The sequence below is a fragment of the Paenibacillus baimaensis genome, from assembly GCF_025567575.1.
This window is the reverse complement of record NZ_JAOQIO010000036.1, coordinates 80,577-101,684: the sequence shown is the minus strand read 5'-3', so window position 1 is coordinate 101,684 and position 21,108 is coordinate 80,577. Positions and strand designations below refer to the sequence as shown.

Annotated in this window: 17 protein-coding genes; all 17 read left to right on the top strand. The window is 43.3% G+C overall.

What is annotated here, in order from left to right:
• Positions 1 to 98: 98 nt before the first annotated feature.
• The 17 genes from OB236_RS12565 (at position 99) to OB236_RS12485 (ending at position 21,094) form a co-directional block, all read left to right on the top strand.
• Positions 99 to 965, top strand: coding sequence for a flagellar hook-basal body protein (locus tag OB236_RS12565; RefSeq protein WP_262684308.1), 867 nt, complete (start codon positions 99 to 101; stop codon positions 963 to 965).
• 29 nt (positions 966 to 994) lie between these two features.
• Positions 995 to 1,246 (top strand): DNA-directed RNA polymerase subunit beta, encoded by a 252-nt coding sequence (locus tag OB236_RS12560; protein ID WP_076233522.1) that lies wholly within the window; start codon positions 995 to 997, stop codon positions 1,244 to 1,246.
• Between the two features lie 104 nt (positions 1,247 to 1,350).
• A complete protein-coding gene (locus tag OB236_RS12555; RefSeq protein WP_262684307.1) occupies positions 1,351 to 1,875 on the top strand; it encodes a CDP-alcohol phosphatidyltransferase family protein in 525 nt (174 codons plus the stop codon).
• A 175-nt stretch (positions 1,876 to 2,050) separates the two neighbouring features.
• Positions 2,051 to 2,488, top strand: a complete 438-nt coding sequence (gene fabZ / locus OB236_RS12550) for a 3-hydroxyacyl-ACP dehydratase FabZ (RefSeq protein WP_262684306.1) — start codon at positions 2,051 to 2,053, stop codon at positions 2,486 to 2,488.
• An 11-nt stretch (positions 2,489 to 2,499) separates the two neighbouring features.
• Positions 2,500 to 4,203 carry a phospho-sugar mutase gene (locus tag OB236_RS12545; RefSeq protein ID WP_262684305.1) on the top strand — a complete coding sequence of 568 codons (1,704 nt, stop codon included), beginning with the start codon at positions 2,500 to 2,502 and terminating at the stop codon, positions 4,201 to 4,203.
• On the top strand, positions 4,193 to 6,283 hold the full coding sequence (locus OB236_RS12540; RefSeq protein WP_317259338.1) for a DUF5693 family protein: 2,091 nt from the start codon (positions 4,193 to 4,195) through the stop codon (positions 6,281 to 6,283). Before OB236_RS12545 ends, OB236_RS12540 begins: the two co-directional genes overlap by 11 nt.
• Entirely contained in the window at positions 6,253 to 7,392 is a 1,140-nt protein-coding gene (gene csaB, locus OB236_RS12535) for a polysaccharide pyruvyl transferase CsaB (RefSeq protein WP_262684304.1), read from the top strand. The genes OB236_RS12540 and csaB overlap by 31 nt, the downstream gene beginning before the upstream one ends.
• A 47-nt stretch (positions 7,393 to 7,439) precedes the next feature.
• Positions 7,440 to 8,138, top strand: coding sequence for a WecB/TagA/CpsF family glycosyltransferase (locus OB236_RS12530; RefSeq protein ID WP_262684378.1), 699 nt, complete (start codon positions 7,440 to 7,442; stop codon positions 8,136 to 8,138).
• Positions 8,139 to 8,261: 123 nt separating this feature from the next.
• Positions 8,262 to 9,362: a glycosyltransferase family 4 protein gene (locus tag OB236_RS12525; RefSeq protein ID WP_262684303.1), complete on the top strand. Its 1,101-nt coding sequence runs from the start codon at positions 8,262 to 8,264 to the stop codon at positions 9,360 to 9,362.
• A 474-nt stretch (positions 9,363 to 9,836) separates the two neighbouring features.
• Positions 9,837 to 13,334 (top strand): S-layer homology domain-containing protein, encoded by a 3,498-nt coding sequence (locus OB236_RS12520; protein WP_262684302.1) that lies wholly within the window; start codon positions 9,837 to 9,839, stop codon positions 13,332 to 13,334.
• Positions 13,335 to 13,431: 97 nt separating this feature from the next.
• Positions 13,432 to 14,043, top strand: a complete 612-nt coding sequence (locus tag OB236_RS12515; RefSeq protein WP_262684301.1) for a hypothetical protein — start codon at positions 13,432 to 13,434, stop codon at positions 14,041 to 14,043.
• A gap of 82 nt (positions 14,044 to 14,125) precedes the next feature.
• A complete protein-coding gene (locus OB236_RS12510; RefSeq protein ID WP_076233512.1) occupies positions 14,126 to 14,398 on the top strand; it encodes an alpha/beta-type small acid-soluble spore protein in 273 nt (90 codons plus the stop codon).
• Between the two features lie 198 nt (positions 14,399 to 14,596).
• The gene (metK, locus tag OB236_RS12505; protein ID WP_262684300.1) at positions 14,597 to 15,805 is read left to right on the top strand and encodes a methionine adenosyltransferase; all 1,209 of its coding nucleotides are present in this window, start codon (positions 14,597 to 14,599) and stop codon (positions 15,803 to 15,805) included.
• Positions 15,806 to 16,004: 199 nt separating this feature from the next.
• Complete coding sequence (locus OB236_RS12500) at positions 16,005 to 18,626, top strand: stalk domain-containing protein (protein WP_262684299.1); 2,622 nt, start codon at positions 16,005 to 16,007, stop codon at positions 18,624 to 18,626.
• A 128-nt stretch (positions 18,627 to 18,754) separates the two neighbouring features.
• Complete coding sequence (locus OB236_RS12495) at positions 18,755 to 19,909, top strand: sensor histidine kinase (protein ID WP_076233510.1); 1,155 nt, start codon at positions 18,755 to 18,757, stop codon at positions 19,907 to 19,909.
• A 2-nt stretch (positions 19,910 to 19,911) separates the two neighbouring features.
• A complete protein-coding gene (locus OB236_RS12490) occupies positions 19,912 to 20,640 on the top strand; it encodes a response regulator (RefSeq protein ID WP_262684298.1) in 729 nt (242 codons plus the stop codon).
• Between the two features lie 55 nt (positions 20,641 to 20,695).
• Positions 20,696 to 21,094, top strand: a complete 399-nt coding sequence (locus OB236_RS12485) for a glycosyltransferase family protein (RefSeq protein WP_262684297.1) — start codon at positions 20,696 to 20,698, stop codon at positions 21,092 to 21,094.
• Positions 21,095 to 21,108: the final 14 nt, after the last annotated feature.

The window sequence follows — 21,108 nt, the reverse complement described above, 5'->3', positions numbered from 1 at the left end:
CAACAAGCCAGCTTTTATCACAAGGCTTCACAGAAAGCATATTCGGTATCGAATCCTGCAATCAGGTTCGAAGCGCGGTGCCGGTAGGAGGAAACAAGATGAACAACTCCATGATTAATTCATCCGTGTCCATGCATGGGCTTCAGCAAAAGCTGGACATGCTGGCTAATAATATCGCCAATGTTAATACGACTGGTTACAAACGTAAGGAAGCTTCCTTTCAAGATGTTCTTACCAGTTTGAAACAGCAGCCTAAGGGCTTTGAGAAAGAAGGCAGACTTTCCCCTTTGGGTTATAACCAAGGCTGGGGCTCACGGCTCGTACAAGCTCAAATGACAATGCTGCAGGGCTCCCTGAAGGCTACGGAGAACCCTCTGGACACAGCGATTGAAGGCAATGGTATGTATGAAATTAATACTTTTGTGAGAGATGCCAACAATAATTTGATTCCACAGACGGCATGGACCCGTGACGGCTCGTTTGAGCTTACCCCCTCTGGTGCAGACCCTAACACCTTGCTGTTAACCACCAAGGATGGACATTATGTAATGGGCGCAGATGACCAACCGGTTCAGGTTCCGAGCAATCACCGCGTGAATATTCAACCGGACGGCAGAATCATGGCATACGATGATGCTGATAAAACAGCGCCACCTATTGAAGTAGCTCAAATTAAGCTTGTGCGTGTCATTCGTCCACAGCTGCTCCAGCAATTAGGAGATAATTTGTTTACTTTGCCAACAGGTCTGGCCAACCAGCAGGATGTGCTTCAAACTGTTGATGCTGCTAATAACATGGTTGATCCTATTACAATCAAACAAGGCTTTTTGGAACAATCCAATGTGGTTCTATCTGAAGAGATGACAGATTTGATTCAAGTACAACGCGCGTTCCAATTAAATTCCCGAGCCGTTACTTCTTCGGATACGATGATGGGCATTGCGAATAACTTGCGCAACGGCTAGCAGGAACCCTTGAAGTGAGGTTGGTAAATATGGCGGAAGCAAATGATGAAAAGGCTCCAGCACCAGCGCCAGCTCCCAAAAAGAAAGCGAAAGTGCGCAAGAAACGAAGACGCTGGGTTGTTCTTGCCTTGCAATGGATCGGCATTCCTTTATTGTGTATAGTCGCTCTTGGCATTGGTTTGGTCATCGGTTACGTATATATAGGTAAACAACCGATGGACGAGGTATACGAGATTGATACTTGGCGCCACCTGTACGATTTGGTATTTGCCGAGACTTGAATAGCTTGACTTCTGACTCCCTGCCAGGGAGTTTTATTTTTGTTACAACAACGGTATAATAAATGGAAAGGATCAACGTCTTGTGGGGGGAGGGCATCATTTACGTGCGGAACTTACCGAACCTGTTAACACTATGCCGTTTTTTATTAATCCCCCTGTACATACTGGTTTTTGAAGCTGGTTATATGCGTACAGCTTTTCTTGTCTTGCTGGTCGCAGGCTTGACGGATGTATTGGATGGCTACATAGCACGCAGCCGCAATCTGGTCACCCCACTTGGCAGCATGTTGGATCCGCTTGCGGATAAATCGATGATGATTACCGTACTTTTATCATTGGTTTACTCTGGAATGATTTCGTTAGAAGCAGCTATTGCCATGTTTGTGCGTGAGGCGGGAATGATTATCGGCTCGGCCATTTTCCATTTTCGTGGCAAGCAGACCGTTCCGGCTAACGCTATGGGTAAATTAACAACGGTTTTATACTATGTGGCTATTATGCTCATTATTTTTGAATTACCCCTGGCAGAGCTTTATTTATGGTTAGTCATCGCGGTATCCTTTTTGACATCGATCATTTATATTGTCCAGTTCTACAAACTGAATAAACGAGAATTTGAACGTAAATGATGATGGGATCGTTTAAAAAGAGCTTATGTAAGGGTAAGCATAATTCGAAAGCATGCAAACCGATACATAAGCTCCCTTATATCAACCTTCAATACTGCAGATCATGAAGGAATGCTGTTAGTGTAAGTTAAATCGGTACATTTTATACCACACCTTGGAGAGGAGCAATGAAACTGTGTTAGATGCCGTACAAATTCAAGCGATTATACCCCATCGATATCCTTTTTTGCTAGTAGACCGAATTTTAGAGGTAGAAGCAGGTGTCAGTGCCAAGGGGATCAAAAATGTAACGATCAATGAACCGTTTTTTGCGGGACATTTTCCATCATATCCGGTAATGCCGGGCGTGTTGATCGTCGAGGCGCTCGCTCAGGTCGGAACGGTTGCCATGCTATCTTTGGAAGCCAACAAAGGAAAGCTTGGTTTTTTTGCGGGAATTGATGAGTTTCGCTTTCGCGGACAGGTCGTACCTGGAGATACTTTGACGCTTGAGGTTACCATTACACGATTAAAAGGCTCTATCGGCAAAGGTAAGGCTGTTGCCAAGGTAGGCGATAAGATCGTAGCTGAAGGTGGATTAATGTTTGCGTTATCGGATGCAGCCAAAGAATAGGAGATGAATTTATGACGGTACATAATCGAGTTCAAGAATTATATCAGCAATGGATAACAGATCCGGCTATTGATGAGAGTACAAAGGCAGAGCTTAACCAAATTAAAGAGCAGCCGAAGGAAATCGAGGACCGCTTCTATCGTGATCTTGAATTCGGTACGGGGGGGCTGCGTGGTGTTATCGGGGCAGGAACCAACCGGATAAATCGTTATACAGTCGGTCGGGCCACACAAGGACTGGCTGCCTTTGTCAACGCATTGGGAGCAGAGAATCCATCCGTGGTCATCGCCTACGACTCCCGCAATCAATCTCCGGAATTCGCACTGGAAGCTGCCAAAGTATTGGCTGGTAACGGCATTAAAGCCTATGTATTCGAATCGCTGCGGTCAACTCCGGAGCTCTCCTTCTCTGTAAGGGCTTTGCAGGCTTCTGCTGGTATTGTGATCACAGCAAGCCATAATCCACCTGAATACAATGGATACAAGGTGTATGGCTCCGATGGAGGCCAACTCGTTCCTGATCAGGCGGAACAGGTCATTGCTGCTATCCAGCAGGTACAATCCTTTGCAGATGTGAGACGTGAGAAACGGACGACAGCTGAAGCCAAGGGTCTATTGGAGTGGATTGGTCAAGATATCGATGAGCAATATATCAAGACAGTAACCTCCGTGAGCCTTAATTCAGATATCGTGAAGCGGAGTAGCAGTCAGTTTAAAATCGTATTTACGCCGCTGCATGGTGCCGGGAATCTGGCCGTACGAGCAGCCCTAAAAACCATAGGTTTTAGTCAAGTCGTGGTTGTAGCGGAGCAGGAGCTTCCAGATGCTAAATTTTCTACGGTGAAATCTCCAAATCCGGAAGAAAAAGAAGCATTCACACTCGCTATTCGCAAGGCCAAGGAAATGGATGCAGATATTATTATCGGTACGGACCCTGACTGTGATCGGATGGGTGCGGTTGTCAAAGATGAAAAGGGTCAGTATTTTGTCCTGACGGGCAATCAATCGGGCGCGATTATGGTCGATTACCTGCTTAGCAGCCTGAAAAAGCGTGGCCAGCTTCCCAACAATGGTGTTGTCATCAAGACGATTGTGACGAGCGAAATGGGAGCGGCTGTAGCCAAGCATTATGGTGTCGAAACCATTAACACGTTAACCGGCTTTAAATATATTGGTGAAAAAATGTCGCAGTTCGAAGCATCAGGCGAATCGACCTTTTTGTTTGGATATGAAGAGAGCTACGGATACCTCGCTGGTGATTATGCCCGAGATAAGGATGCAGTCATTGCCTCGATGCTGATCTGTGAAGCAGCTGCCTACTACAAAAGCAAGGGGAAAACGTTGTATGACGTTCTTCAGGAGCTTTATGTTCGACATGGCTATTTCCTTGAAAAGCTGGAGTCTCGCACCTTGAAAGGCAAAGATGGCGTTGAGCAAATTCAAGGCATCATGAACAACTGGCGTAATCAACCGCCTACGGAAGTGAATGGGCAAACCGTTACTAAAATCGAGGACTTTTCACAAGGGCTATATGGATTGCCAGTTGAAAATGTGCTGAAATATACATTGGCTGATGATTCGTGGTTTTGCTTGCGGCCATCAGGAACAGAACCGAAAATAAAAGTGTATTTTGCTGTCCGCGGTACAAGCGCAGAAGCAGCCACTGAAGCCATCCAGGGATTAGTTAGCTCCGTGATGAGCAGAGTTGACCAATAATACGGCAGGAGTGAATGTATTGATCGGGCGTTACTTACAATGGAATAAGAAAAGCATGAAGTGGTTATGGTGGCTGGTTATCCTCGGGATGCTGGCCTCCATTCCTGTTGCTTTTGAAAGGTCGCAAACAGAGGAAGGCTCGGGTCGTAAGGTTGAGTTTGTGTTTGATTATCGGGATTTGCTGGAGATAGCAGACCTGCAGACAGACCCGCGGCAATTTGTGAACACACAGCTGAAGGAATTGAAAAAAAGCGGTGTGCATTCAATGGCACTTTATGAAGCGACATTGAACGAATTGCGATTGAGCCGCCGTATCGAAATCTTCTCATCACACGAAGCGACTGCGCTTACGCAAAGTCCGATATCGCCTAACGAGAATTTCACCTATATTTTATTTGCTGAAAAAGAATCGCAGGACAAACTGGAAGCGTTGATTACCAAAGCATTTACGAGTCTGAATGCCAAAGTACGTCCGTGGACCTTCAAAAATCAAAATGGGCTTATTATAGAAATGAGTCGTGATGAAGCCGGACTGGTCACGATGGACCCGGACCCGATTGCATTGCAAACACTTAAGGAACAAGGCTTTCATATCGTTGTTCGCATGTCCAATCGCCGACCTTTCAATGCGGAGCAGATGGAAGTGCTGCTAGCTAATTTGCAAAAGTACGGTGTGACACGCTTCATTGTTGATGGAGAGACTGTGCCTGGTTATGTAAGTGACACTAATCTCAAAAATCTGGACACTATGGCCGAGCTTATGAAGAAATATCAAATTGGGCTGGCGAACATCGAGCTGCAAAAAACGCAGCAAAAGGGCTTTAATCGATTGGCGAAAATGATTCAATACGATGTCGTCCGTCTTCACTCCTTTACTGAGCGAGACGGTGAGAAGCTGACCGAAAACCTGACAGAAGCTGAATTAGCGGATAGAATTCAAGGGGTATCTGACAGATTCGTACTTGCGGTCAAGGATCGCAACATTCGTATGGTTTTTCTGAATGCACGTGCTGTTAAGAACCTTGATAAGGGCAAAATCCTGAATCCTCTGGATTCCCTATACGAAAGCTTAACGGGTACGGATGGAGCTATCAAGCGTATCGAAGCAGCTGGTTATGTAATGGGACCTGCAGGGAAATTTGTATTGGTGCATTCCAACTGGCAATCAGGAGCCAAGCTGCTGCTCTGGATCGGTGCTGTGGCCCTAATTGCACTGACGGTTTCTTATTTTGTTTCCGAAATTACGCTGCTCGTATTTTTACTTGGAATGGTGGGCTCTGCCGGATTATTTGTACTGTCATCCAGTTTATTCGCCCAAGGACTCGCTTTAGGAGCAGGCACATGTGCGCCGATCGTGGCCATGATTATGGCCGTAAGATCTGTTCGCAGCAAATATCAGTCACGCATGGGGTCGCAGTTGGGATATGCGATTTGGCTGCTGCTGAAAACTTCGGCAATATCCGTCATTGGGATCTTTTTTATAGTGGGTCTGCTGAACCAGATTACGTATTCGCTTGTACTGGAGCAATTCCGGGGTGTTAGCCTGCTGCATTTGCTTCCAATAGTAGCGATCGCTTTCTACTGGCTGCTATTCAATGATAGTCTTTCTCACAAGGATAAGCTCAATAAGGCTAAAAAGCTGCTTGCTTCTTATATCAGCGTCCTATGGATTATCGGGGCAGCGGCCATTGCTGCTGCCGGGTTCTATTATTTATCACGAACAGGTAACGAGGGACAGGCCTCAGCCTTTGAAAAGCTGTTCCGTTCCTTCCTGGAAAATACATTGGGCATTCGCCCGCGCACGAAGGAATTTTTAATTGCCCATCCTTTGTTTATTTTGGGTGCTTACCTGGCGGTCAAATATCGTAATGCGGTATTGCTGGTCTTGATTGGAGTCATTGGTCAGGCATCTATCGTAGATACCTTTGCCCATTTGCATACGCCGTTGCTTATTTCATCCGTCCGTATTGTGTACGGTCTAGCATTTGGTATATTGATTGGGATCGGTTATATCGCAGTTTGGGAAATTGTCATAAGGAGTTGGCGTCGTTGGACACCCTTGCTGCTAAAAAGATCGTAATATCAGGGTACTACGGCTTCGATAACAGTGGGGATGAAGCGGTATTGCAATCGATTTTGCTTGCTTTGGAGGAGCAGGGTCGCCAACAGGGTATTCGTTTTATTCCTGTGGTGTTGTCTGCCAATCCGGTCAAAACGAGTCAAACCTATGGTGTCGAAGCCGTGCACCGGATGAGTCCGGGTGCGATGCTTCGAGCGATTCGCAGTGCCGATGGTTTAATTAGCGGAGGTGGCAGCCTGCTGCAGGACGCCACGGGCGCGAAGACAATTCCTTATTATTTGGGAGTTTTAAAGCTAGCCCAGTGGCTTGGGAAGCCGACTTTTATTTATTCGCAAGGGATTGGGCCCGTTTATCGCGGCATGTTCTTTGGGTGGATACGTTCTGTATTTAATCGCTGTTGTCTCGTATCCGTACGAGATACAGAATCAAAGCAGTTGCTGTTAAATATGAAGGTTTCAAGTGAAATTATCGTTGTGCCGGATCCGGTAATGGGGATGCCGCTTAGTGAGGGAGAACAGGGCCAAATCGAACCTTTGCCAACAGATAAGCCAATCATAGGTATATCGGTTCGATATTGGAATCAGGATCGGTCAGAGTTAAAGGCGCTTGCAGAAGCTGTCTCCACGATTTTGAAGCAGACGGATGCGCATATTCGTTTTTTACCCTTTCACCTGCCTTCGGATGAAGAGGCATCCAACGTTATAAAAGCTCAGCTGGGCAGCCAGCATGATGATCGGATTTCGATTTCTCACGGAGCTGCACATCCTCAGCAGATGCTGGCCGAGGTAGGTCGCTGCGATTTGTTGATCGGTATGCGACTGCATTCCTTGATATATGCTGCGTCACAGCAAGTGCCTATGTTGGGGATTTCCTACGATCCGAAGATTGATCAGTTTTTAAATCGTTTGGATATGCTGGCCGTGGCACATACGACTGCGATTCATAATGAGACGGGTGCCAGCATAGTCGCTGAGGCTGTCAAACTATTGGAGCAGCGGTCGAAGTGGCAGGCTGATAAGCAGCCGCTTATCGAACATTTGAAAAATGAAGCACAAACTCCAGCGAAGCAGATCGCATTATTTTTCAATAAAGGAAGGGATCATCATTGACTATACCTAAAGTATCGATATTCGGTGTTCCCTTCTCCAAGTTAAGTATGAATGAGACCGTTAATTTGATTACACATATGATTGAATCCCGGGAACCCCATCAAATTATTACGGCCAATCCGATTATGGTCATGTCGGCTGTGGACAGTTCTGCCTATATGCAGCTTCTTCAAGCGGCTGATTTGGTTGTGCCGGATGGAGCGGGCATCGTATGGGCTGCCAATTATGTGGGGAATCCCGTTGCTGAGCGGGTAACCGGTTTTGATTTACTTCATCGGATGATGCAGCTTGGAGAATCGAAAGGCTGGAAAGTATATTTGTTAGGCGCTTCTCCGGAAATGATAGAAGCAGCGGCCAGCAGTTTAAAACGACAATATCCTGCATTGCAGCTTGTTGGTTACCGTGATGGTTACTTTCAGGCAGATGAGGATGCTGCTGTTATTGCGAATATTCGGGAGCATGATCCGGACATCCTATTGATAGGTCGATCAGCCGATAAGCAGGAGCCGTGGATTGCACAATACAAACAGCAGCTGCGAGTTCCGGTTATTATGGGCGTAGGAGGAAGCTTCGATGTGCTGTCGGGTAAGCTGAAGCGTGCGCCGGTGATTTTTCAAAGGCTCCGTTTGGAGTGGTTTTATCGTCTTCTACAAGAGCCGTGGCGTTACAAAAGAATGCTTGTACTGCCGAAATTCGCAATGAAAGTGATCCGTGAAAAGAAAAATGTGCAAAACATGGGAAAATAGCGTAATTAAGACTGGAAATCAACAACTTTCATTTAAAATGAAGGTAGTAATATGCGCCCGGACGGAGTATAATTTAAATTGCTTTCTGGGCTTTTATAGATACAAAGGGGCTGTGTAAATAGAATGAACGTATTGTACGGAATTGGCTTTGTAGTGGCCTGCTTGATTGCCTTGCTGATGACGCCTTTGGTGAAGCGCTTTGCATTTTGGGTAGGGGCTGTGGATGCACCCAATCACCGGAAGGTACATAGTCGGATCATGCCTAGACTAGGTGGACTTGCTATTTTCATTGCATTTGTAGGAGCGTATTTCGTGGTTTCACCTGCGGTTCAATCCGATGTAGCATTGGGTCTGTTGGTAGGTGGAGCGATTGTCGTGCTGGTGGGAGCCTTGGATGACCGGTTCGACCTTTCCCCAAGAATCAAGCTGCTTGGACAAATTATTGCAGCCTGTGTCGTTGTGTACTCAGGGGTCGTTATTGATTTGGTTAATGTGCCTTTTGGAGATACGATGATTTCCTTGACGTGGCTGTCTGTACCACTTACGATCTTCTGGATTGTTGGCGTAACGAATGCAATCAACTTAATTGATGGCTTAGATGGTTTATCAGCCGGCGTCTCTGGCATTGCGATAACTACGATTCTTGTGCTTGCTTTAATGATGGGGAATGTGACCGTAGTTCTACTCAGTGTCATTCTGCTTGGCAGTATTATTGGTTTCTTATTTTATAATTTTCATCCGGCCAAAATTTTTATGGGGGATTCGGGCGCACTGTTTTTGGGATTTGCGCTGGCTACCTTATCCATTCTAGGGTTTAAGCAATCGATCGTGCTATCTCTGCTGGTTCCTATTATGATACTCGGGGTTCCGATTTCGGATACGCTATTTGCGATATTAAGACGTTGGGTCAATAAAACACCAATCTCCAAGCCGGACAAAAGCCATCTTCACCATTGTCTGCTCCAATTGGGCTTTAGCCATCGGCTTACGGTTTTGATCATCTATGGAATTGCATCGATATTTGGTGCATCAGCAGTTCTTCTATCTTATATGTCGGAGCAAGAAGTTATCTGGGGAATGGTTTTGCTGATTGTCGTGTTGATTGCCATTCTCGTACTGGGTGCGGAAGCGATCGGAATCATCAGCCAAACGAAAAAGCCGGTTTTACGATCACTGCAAAAAATCAGAGTACTGTTAAGCACACGTTCACGTATGACCAAATAAAATGAAAAAGAAGCCTCGAACCCATTAGGTTCGGGGCTTTTGCTTATGTAACAGTTCGGTTGAAATCAAGATATGTACATGGAAAATAATACGTGATGACGTAAACGTATAGTTCGTTGTATACTAAGTTTCGTAAGAGAGGCAATACGAAATTGATAGACAACCTGATATACGATATCAGATGAAATGAGTTGATCAAAAAATAAAAAGTTTTTTTAGAACAGCGCAACTTTTTATACAACGCCGCGTTTAATACATTGAAACACAAAACAGCAGGTTGGTAAGCAAGAGGTTGGATATATTTTGCAACGCACCTCTTTACCTTACTAGGATTGCAGTGTATAATGTACAAGGGTGTACGATTGGCTATCTTTTCATTCTATTGTTTACTAGTTTCTGCAAACTTATACGTTGCAGACCTTAATAAATAAAAAATTCATTTCGCTCAACTCTGGGAAGGGGGTGAAACGGCTAATGAGTGCATCGAGCTATAATCCATCTAAACAGAACTCTAAAAAACCGAAAGATATTCGAGGAGGAGAACAAAAGGTTATGAAGAAAAGTTTATCTACTATTTTATCCCTTGCTATGGCATTCTCGATGTTTTCATCTGTAGCACTTGCTGCAGAAGCTGACGCTACTAAAACATCCGCTGATTTTACGGATCTTAAAGATCTGGACGCAGCTACAAAATTAAAATTTGATGCATTGATTTCCGCTGGTGTATTTGACGGCGTAAAAGAAGGTACCTTTGGTCTTAAAGACGAAATGAACCGTGCTCAATTCGCTAAAGTAGCAGCTTTGATCTTTGGATTGAAAGTTGACACTACTTTGAAAGCTTCATCTTTCACTGATGTTAAATCCGATGATCCAGCTAACGGCTACGCGCTTCCTTATATCGAAGCAGTTAAAGCAGCAGGCATCACTGATGGTTATGCACCTGGTCAATTCAACCCAGCTGGTAAAGTAACTAAAGAACAACTGGCAGCTTTCTTGCTTCGTGGTCTTAACAAAGACGCAGCAGCAAAAGCAACTCCAGGTGTTACTGACACTACTGTATCCGATTGGGCTAAAGGTTATGTAGCATTAGCTCTTCAATTGAAATTGCTGAGCAATGGTACTGACGGTAAATTTGGTGGTACTTCCAATGCAACTCGTGACTTGTTGGTTCTTAGCTCTTCAGAAGCTAAATCCCAATACAAAGGCGCGCCTTTCAATGGTAAATATGCTATCAACTCCTTCAAAGCAACTGACGCTGACAAATTGGCTATTCAATTGAATGGTGCTTTGACTGACGATGCTGCGAAAAACCTGAAGATTGAAATCAAAAACGGTAACGGTCAAGTGGTTACTAACTATACAACTAAATGGAGCGACGACAAAACAACTGCAACGTTGACTTTTGATACGAAGTTCCAAGATGGATCTTTTGTAGCTACAATCAGTGGTTTGACTAACATTGATGATACTGCAAAAACTCAAACAGTTGCAGTAACTAAAGAAAGAATTGCTAAGATCGAATTCTTGACAGCTGCTGAAACATTGCCAAGAACAACTAACAAGTTGAAAATTGAGTTCAAAGCTACTAACCAATATGGTGCTAAATCCAGCTTGACTTATAACAACTTCTCTATCAACACAGGAAGTGATGTAACTGCTGTTGGTGTATCTGGTGAGCAAGCATTTACTCTTCAACAACGTCTTAAATCAAATTTAGCTGCAGGTGCTGCACCTGAAAGTGCTCTGGAAAGAAATGACCGCGTTTCGGTTACTATCATCCATGAGGATTCAGGCGTAACTGCAAACAAAGTATTCGCAATCGGTGAAGCTCAAAACGTAGCTAAAATCGAAGTTGGAGACTTGAAAAACAGCTCTAATGTAAAAATCGATTCCGTAGAAGCACAAAAAGACACGTACCTTGACATTAAAGCTATTGACCAATATGGTATCCAAGTTCAAGATTATGATACGCTGAATAAAGGTGTAACATTCTATTCAACTGAAGGTAACGTTAAGAAAGTGGTTAAAGATGGTAGCAATGATGTATGGTTTACAACTTCAAGCGAAATCGGCGACGATGCAGCGGACCTGAAGTTCCAATACAGCAAAAATGAAGCAAAAGATGCAATTACTTTAAACATCATTGCTAATGGTTCTGGTCAAGCGGTAACTAAAACAGTTAAAGTAACAGCGTCTAAAACTCCAGCAACTGTAGAATTTGGTTCTTACAACTATACTTTGGCTGAAGGCGATGATGTAACAAAAGTTAATAATGATACAGACCTTCAAAAGAAGTTCTATGTACCAATTATCGTTAAAGACGCTAAAGGTGATGTTTTAACTAAGCAAGAAATTGCTGATAAAGCATACAAATTCAATATTTATTCTACTGGTAGCATCAACCTTGCTTCTATTAATGTACCTGATGACAATGGTGGAACAAGATCAACGCCTATCGTACAAACTGGCGAGCATAAAGGTGAAATTGCAATTACGGGTGCTAGCTCCAAAGGTAGTTCGGGTATCGTAGTTTCTCTGCAAGATGCGCCTACTGTGAGAGTGTCGCAAAATATTTCTGTTGGTGAAAAACGTAAAGCTGACAAAATCGCATTCTCCGCAGCTCCTAAAAAGTATCAAGTTAATGGAACTGATAATGAATTGAAATTGAAAATTTATGATCAGCATGGTGGAGAGTTAAAACTGAATGATAACAATTTAAAAGTGAAGTTGGAACTGCAAGCTAATACTTCATTGGAAGGCGCCTATGGATTAAGCTTGAGAAGTAATGATGTTGCTCTTGCAAATGGTGGTAAAGTTGGTTCTGGTGCTGTTGCTACTACGAAGAGATTTGATCTTACACCTTCATCAGTATCGAGAACTGTTTATGCACAAGAGTTTCTTAACGGTGCATACAGCAGTCAAAATCAAGGCTTCTTGAATCTTGAAGATGTATTTGATAAATCTTTCAAATTCTTTACAAACACTAAAGATTCTGCAGGAAATCTGATTACTGCAAAACCTGCTTCATACACATTTACTGCAAGATTGTATGATTTGTCTGGAAGTACAACTAAAGAAATCAACACTGTAACAACTACTCTTGAAGTACTTGATACAGCTGATAGCAAGAACAAACTGAAATACGAAGCTTACATTGATAAAGGTGTTAACAACACGATTCTTGCTGTTGAAGACTACCTGAACAATGGCATCAGCGGTTCAGTTACAAGATCAACTTATGCTAAGCTTACTAAAGAGCTTAAAGTAAGAGCGAAAACTAATAGTGGTGAGGATGTTGCAGTACCGAACACCATTACATCTGTAACTAGCTCCAACCCAAGTGTTGTTGCTGCTGTTGCTGATTCAGCGACAACACCAAACAAATTCATTGTTGGTCTGGATGCAGGAACATCGAAATTACAAGTAGTTTACAAAGATGCTAAGGGTGATGTTTATACTACACCACTTGATGTAACTACGAAGAATGAAGGTCCTGCTATTGCAAGTATTGCTGTTTCAAAATCAGGCAATACAATTTCTAGAGCCCGTATTGATGCAAACATCGCTAACAATTTGTTCGCTTGGGATGATCAACTTTTCAAGAAATTAACAATTAAAGATCAATTTGGTAATGAGTTTGTTTCAGATCGTAATCCGAAAACCCATAAAGATGATGATGGGGCTAATACAACAGATCAATTTGTTCAAAAGCACTCTAGTGTTCTTGGCTTAACATTCTATGCAACTGATGTTATACTAGCTGATAAAGCTTTAACTGTTGCAGCTAATAATACTGTTGAAATTAACAATGATGGTCAAGTTAAATCTGTCGGATCGAACGTTAAAGCATTTACTTTAAATGTTATTGCTCCAAGTGGTGTCACCGCTTCGTCTTCGATTGTTGTGAATAACAATGAAAAGAATTCTGACGGTATAACAATTAAAACTGACGGCGATGGCCCAGCTTACTAATATTTAAACTAAAGGAGACCTTTCGGGGTCTTCTTTTTTTTTACGCTTTATTCAGATATACTTAAAATCATATTGTCTTATGAATAGGAGGAACTGAATGTTTAAATATACCCTAAAAGTTTCGGTTATGGCTGCAATGCTTTGGACAACTTCTATTGTAGTTACTAACGCTGATGGAGTATCAACCAACCCTCAAGCAGGAACCATTGACGACCCCGTTATTACCAAGAGCTATTTTGAACAAAACATTAAATTAAAAGTTGCTGAAGAACTGAACAAGCAAACCATTACGGAAGAAAAAGTTAAACAAATTATTGCAAGTGAACTTTCATCATTCAAGCCAAATCCAGTGGATAGTGGTAAGACAACAACTACTCCCGTAGTGGACGTTCCCAGTCAGACTGGCAGTTCAAACTTATCAGTTATCAAGTTGGACCCAGGCCAATCCATCTACGGCGGGGCAGGAACAGAAATTATCGTTCGAACCGGAAAAGTAACAATTGTTAGCTCAGACGATAATGGGATCCCCGATGTAACCTCGGGTAAAGATATAGCTGCAGGATCAGTTGTTGATTTAAATCATCTGCTTATAGTTCCTCGCGATGGACGAGGTATTAAATCAGACCCTAAACTGAAACAAGATATTTATGTGATGATACGTGGTTCGTATTTGATCACTAATGCTGACGGCAGTAAAGTAACTACATAAATTTTGCCCTATATGACAATAGTTTATACGAGTGCTGATCCGTGTAATGGCCATACTACGATTATCACGGACCGGGAGGTGAATGACTGTGGCTAGTCGTAAGAAAATTGTGCCGGAAAGCCATCAAGCCCTTGATTTACTTAAATACGAAATTGCAGCTGAAATGGGATTGCCGGTAGGTAAATCTTTGGCTGACATGAATGTTGAATTTGCAACGGAACTGGGTGCTATATCCTCAAGTTCAGTCAAGGAAGATTACTGGGGACATATCACATCCAGAGATGCTGGAGCCGTAGGCGGAGCGATTACAAGCAGATTAATTAGGAAAGCCGAAGAAACGATGTTTAGTTTATAATGACTTATATTAAGATTAATTAGAACTCATGCAATTTTATTGACAGTACCCTGCAAATCCAGTAACATAACTAAAGAAGGTCATATTGAATGTAACCTTTTCCGATAGGAAAGGGTTGATTTTTTTGTCCAGGCTTCATCCATCATAGGATTAAGAAGAAGCAATTTTCTACGAAAATTTTAAGGAGGTCGATAGTATATGTCATCAACACCACGCGGTCGACGCTTATTTACATCAGAATCAGTAACAGAAGGACATCCAGATAAAATTTGTGATCAAATTTCTGATGCTGTACTTGACGCATTTTTAGCTAACGACCCCAATGCTCGTGTTGCATGCGAAGTATCTGTTGCAACAGGCTTAGTGTTAGTTATTGGAGAAATCTCAAGTCAATCCGAATATGTAGATATTCAATCTATTGCTCGTCAAACGATCAAGGATATCGGCTACACTCGCGCTAAATATGGTTTCGATTCCCAGACATGCGCTGTGTTGGTTTCTTTGAATGAACAATCTGCTGATATCGCACAAGGTGTTGACCGTGCTCTTGAAGCGCGTGAAGGTTTAATGTCCGATGATGAGATTGAAGCAATCGGAGCAGGAGACCAAGGAATGATGTTCGGATTCGCGGTGAATGAAACTCCTGAGTTAATGCCGCTTCCTATTTCTATTGCACATCAACTTTCACGTAGATTAACAGAGGTTCGTAAAAATGGTACTTTGCCTTACTTACGTCCTGATGGTAAAACTCAAGTAACGGTTGAATACGATGGAGATACACCTGTACGTGTAGATGCTATTGTAGTATCCACCCAGCACAGTGAAGATACAACGTTGGAGCAAATCCAAGCAGATATCAAAGAACATGTCATCAAGCCGATCGTACCTGAGAAATTCCTTGATGCAGATACTAAATATTTCATTAACCCAACTGGCCGTTTTGTAATCGGTGGACCACAAGGGGATGCTGGTTTAACAGGACGTAAAATTATCGTAGATACATACGGTGGGTATGCACGTCATGGCGGCGGAGCTTTCTCCGGTAAAGATCCGACAAAAGTAGACCGTTCAGGTGCTTATGCTGCACGGTATGTTGCCAAGAACATTGTAGCAGCTGGTTTGGCTGATAAATGCGAAGTCCAATTGGCTTATGCCATTGGTGTTGCGCGGCCGGTTTCGATTGCTGTTGATACATTCGGCACAGGAAAAGTTAGCGAAGAAAAGCTGGTTGAAGTGGTTCGTGCACATTTTGATTTGCGTCCAGCTGGTATTATTAAGCAGCTTGAACTTCGTCAGCCTATTTACAAGCAAACTGCAGCATACGGACATTTTGGTCGGACAGACGTCGATCTTCCTTGGGAGCGTACGGATAAGGCTGAGTTGTTAAAACGCGATGCACTTGCATAATATTTTTTGAGACAAGCTCTAAATAAGCTGTAGAAGAAAAGGCAGGTGGGATGATTCCCATCTGTTTTTTGTTTGTCAAGGATCATCATTATTACATATTTGGACACCTTTATATATTTTACGATGCGAATAACGTAACTTTTTGGCTGTTTATAGAGTATATAATGAGTAGAACGGGAATAAGAAGGGAGAACGCAGCGTGGTTAAGCACAATAAATTAGCAATGAAAGCCATAACAATCGCACTATCCGCTATGATTCTTTTATCACCAATTATAACAACTGACAAGGTTTTTGCAGATGAGCCAACGGTTACAGAGGTTAGTCAAGAGATATTAACTTCAGGTGCCATTATGAAAAAATATGTTTGGAAATCGATTCGCAACAAAAAGGAAGTAACTGTGAACGGAAATGTCGTTGAGGTGGATTTGACGAATCCGCTTGTAAAGCTTGATGTCATGAGTGGTACAAACAATCAATTCACGAAAAAACAAAGTGTACTTGGCATGACGACGGAAACTGGAGCCGTTGCCGGTATTAATGGCGATTTTTACAACACGCAAGCTGAAGGCGTCCCGATGGGCCCTGAAATAGCGAATGGACAATTGATGGCAACCCCGCCGTATTTACCGGGTTTCTATACATTTGCGTTATCCAAAAATAATGAGCCTATCGTCGATTTATTTACGTTTCAAGGCAGTGTAACCGCTAAGGATGGATCTAAATTCACATTAGGCGGTATTAACAAAACGTATTACTGGTTTGAGCCAGGTGGTGAGCACAGCCATATTGATGCGATGTTTATGTATACCAATGCGTGGGGACAGGCTGACCGATCCAATGATGGGACAACGGTACCTACCGAGGTTTTGGTAGAAAACGGAGTTATTAAGCAAATTGCAGAAAATACGATCATTAATGTCATAGCGCCGAAAGATGGTTATGTATTGAGATCATCCGGCTTGGCCGCGGATTTTGTTAAGCAGCATATGAAGGTTGGCGATCCACTTACTGTCGATTATTCTGTACTTCCACAGGATGCAAGCAAAACGTATGATACGAAAAACTTTAAAATGATGATTGGCGGCCATACGATTATGGTCGATGAGGGCAAGCCGGCTGAATTTTCGCGGGAAGTCGACAGTTTGTGCTGCAACCGATCGAGAACAGCGATTGGCTATTCGAAGGATCAAAAAACAGCTTACCTTATTACTGTTGATAATGCAGGTGATAGCAAAGGGTTGTCTATGACCGAGCTTCAGCAGTTCATGATCAAAGTAGGCGTATGGAAAGGTATGAATTTGGATGGAGGCGGATCTACACAGCTGGCCACACGTCCTCTCGGAGAAACGACACCGGTTCTTACTAATAAAACAGAAACCGGTATCCAACGTAAGGTTGTGAATGGCGTAGGTGTCTACTCGACAGCACCTAAGGGTGCCGTAAAGGGCCTGGTTATACAAGCACCAAGCTTTTTGTTTGTGAATGAGCAGGCAGCATTGGGCTTTAAAGGCTATGATGAGTATTACAATCCACTGGTGGATACCGATAAAATACCGGCTACATGGTCTATCAGCAATGATGTGGGTACTTTTAAAGATAATATTTTTACACCGAGCAAGCCTGGAACTGCGCAAATTAACGCGTCGTCAGGAACAGGTAAGCAGTCGATTGCCATCGAGGTTGTCGGGAGAGATCAAATTGCCAGTTTGAAAATTAATACCCCTAATATGGTACTGTCCCAAGGGGGCAGCTACAAACTTCCGGTTATAGCCAAAACGAAATCTGGCAAAACCCGAGAGGTGCCTGCTGAATCCATTCAGTGGGAAGTGCTGGGTATGAAAGCAGAGGTTAAGAATGGCATTCTGAATGTCATTGATTTGGCAGGAACGAATCAGGCTCAGCTCATTGCTCGATACGATGGTTTTAGCACCATGCTGACAATCGCCGTAGGCAAGGACAAGGTTTGGTACGATCTGGAGAAGAATGCGGTCATGACGATGTCGCGGAGTAAGCCTGAGGGGGTAACCTCCTCGGTTTATATTAAAGAGGACACGAGTAAGAATCACTATTTGGAATTAAACTATGACTTCACGCAAGGAAAAGGTACGAAATGGGCTTTTGCCGATTTCGATGCCGGAATTCAAGTCGATGGCCAGCCTCAATTTATGAAGCTTAAAGTAAATGGGGATGAAAGTCTCAATGCTTTGAAGACGGAAATTCGGGATAGCGCAGGCAGCGTATTTTATGTGGAACTGGCACCGATCTTGAATTGGAAAGGTTGGCAGGTTGTTACTGAGGACTTGAGCAGCTACAATTTTAAATACCCGATCACAGTAAGAAGCGTTTATGTGGTCAATGAAGAAATTGGACAGGATGAGCGAGCGGCTAAAGGGAAGATTGAACTGGATGACATTACATTTACGTATAAGGGTGATATTGTAACGCCTTCTAACAATCAGGTTAATCTGACCATTAATAAAACAACCGTAGCTGTGAATAAGAAAAATATGACGCTCGAGCAAGCACCCGTCATTGTAAGTGGAAATACGCTGATTCCGATTCGTTTTGTCGCAGATGCATTGGGCGGTACGGTGAAGTGGGATGAGAAAGAGCGTAAAGTGACTGTGATCCGTGGAGATAAGCTTATCGATTTATGGATTGATAATCCGGAGCTTATTATTAACGGCCAAAGAGTAACGGCTGAGGTCGCGCCCAAAATCATGAATAATGTGACTGTCGTTCCACTGCGTATTCTGTCCGAGAATATGGGTTGGAAGGTGACTTGGGACGAGAAAACGCAGCAAATCACCTTACAATAATTAGTTCGTTATAACTTCTTACAAACGCGTCGAAATATGGTACTATATTGCATAGGAGTCTGTTCGGGACTGCACATTTTGACGAGCAGACTTTTGTGTATGGAATCGCTGGAAGGAGTCTGACTGGCATGCAAGTGGATGCTTTGGATCGCGTTATCAAAAATGCGATTGATGTCATGGAAAGTAGCAAATATCAAATTTTCGAAATCTGTGAAAGTGTTCGGTCAGAACGACAAGCTCTGAACAGCGAATTACAGCAGGTTATGGAAGAAACAACAAACACGATTAATAAAGTTGACCGATTTGAAATGGAGTATCGCCGGGCACGCGTGCGTCTTACCGAAGTCAGCCGTGATTTTAAGCGGTTTAAGGAAGACGATATTCGTGCAGCTTATGAGCTTGCGACTCAAATGCAGACGCAGCTTGCCATGCTCAGAGAAAAAGAACTGCATTTGAAGGCAAGACGGGATGATTTGCAAAAGCGAATCAAAAATGTAGATAAGCAGCTTGAGCGTGCCGAGTCGGTCGTGTCCCAGGTTAATGTGGTGCTGGAATATTTGGATGGTGATTTGGATCAGGTTACGCGTTTATTGGAATCAGCCAAAAATCGCCAACTGATTGGGTTAAAAATTATTTTGGCACAAGAAGAGGAACGAAAGCGGATTGCACGGGAAATCCATGATGGATTAGCGCAAACACTGGCTAATGTCGTGCTTCGTACCGAAATAGTTGAACGTATGCTGAACAGGGATACGATTAGTTCCGCCAAGGAAGAGCTTGTCGATTTGAAGATTCAGGTTAGAAGTGGGATCGAAGAGGTTCGTAAAATCATTTTCAATCTTCGTCCGATGGCTCTGGATGATTTGGGCCTTGTCCCGGCACTACGAAAGTTCATTCAGGATTATGAAGAAAAAACAAAAATACGCACCAAAATCGAACTGGCTGGGAAAGAAGCACGGTTGCCTTCGGGAATGGAAGTTGCCATTTTTCGAGTTGTGCAAGAGGCTTTCTCCAATGTATTAAAACATTCGCAAGCTTCCCATGTAACTTTGGAGCTCACCTATCAACAGCAGATGGTGAAAGTAACCGTCAAGGATAACGGGATTGGTTTTGTAGTCGAGCAGATCGATAAAAAAATCGATAAGGGCAGTCATTACGGACTGATGGGAATGCGTGAACGTGTTGAACTGCTGGAAGGCAGAATGGAAGTGGAATCAGACGTAGGTGCAGGGGCCAAGGTCTCAATGCTGATTCCTATCAAACTAGAATCGAAGGAGGGGTAATTATGGAGTTAACAGCAGGGGGTACGAAACGCAATATTCGATTAGTTCTTGCCGATGACCATCAGTTATTTCGCGAAGGTGTCAAGCGGATCTTAAACATGGAAAACGACCTTGAGGTTGTAGGCGAATGCGGTGATGGGATTCAAGTCATCGAACTGTGCAACACGCTCAATCCGGATATCGTCCTTATGGATATTAATATGCCTATTGAAAATGGTGTAGTAGCGACTGGCAAGCTGAAGGAAATTTTTCCGGACATCAAGGTTATCATTTTGTCGATTCATGATGATGAGAGCTATGTGTTTGAAACGCTGCGCAAAGGCGCTTCAGGTTATTTGCTGAAGGACATGGAGGCCGAGTCGTTAATTAACGCGATTCGCTCTGTAGTAGCAGGACATGCTTATATCCATCCCAAGGTGACAGGGAAGTTGATCAATCAGCTGCGGCGTATGACCTATCTGGATGAGGTTGGTGTAGCAGGTGCGGGCATCGTCTCCAAAGAAGCAGGGGTCAAGTACATACATAGCGACAGCAGTCCACTGACAAGAAGAGAAGCGGAAGTATTGCGTTTAATGGCTGAAGGCAAAAGCAATAAGATGATCGGCGAATTTTTGTTTATTAGTGAAAAAACAGTCAAAAACCATGTAAGCAGCATTTTACAGAAAATGGAAGTTGATGATCGTACGCAAGCTGTTATCGTTGCGATCAAAAACGGCTGGGTCACGTTGTAGCCTTAGGAACCAACCAACTCGTCGCGGCATATAATGGCTTAAGGAGGGAGCCGCGATGATGGTGGGGTTATTATGGATTGTGGGCAGTTATGCTGCCAGTATCGTCTTGATGCATTGGTATTATCGGCGGGAGCTGCAGACAAACCCGAAAAAAGTATATGTCTGGTTGATCACGTATAATAATCAAACACAGGTGGAATGGTTCATTCGATCCTTGCAGTTCTTCTCCAAGCTAAAGGGTAGAGATATTCAGATGATTGTAGCGGATCAAGGCTCCACGGATGAAACTTTGGCGATTGCTGAACGGTTACGGGTTACCTATCAAATTGAGATACAAAGCTTTGACGAACAAAATACGCTGGATGAATGGATAGCACGACACGAAGATCAGCAGGTTATGGTAATTCGGCTCGGGCATCAAGAAATTTTAGAAACCGCTTACAAAATGCTGTGAAAATTCAAGTGGTA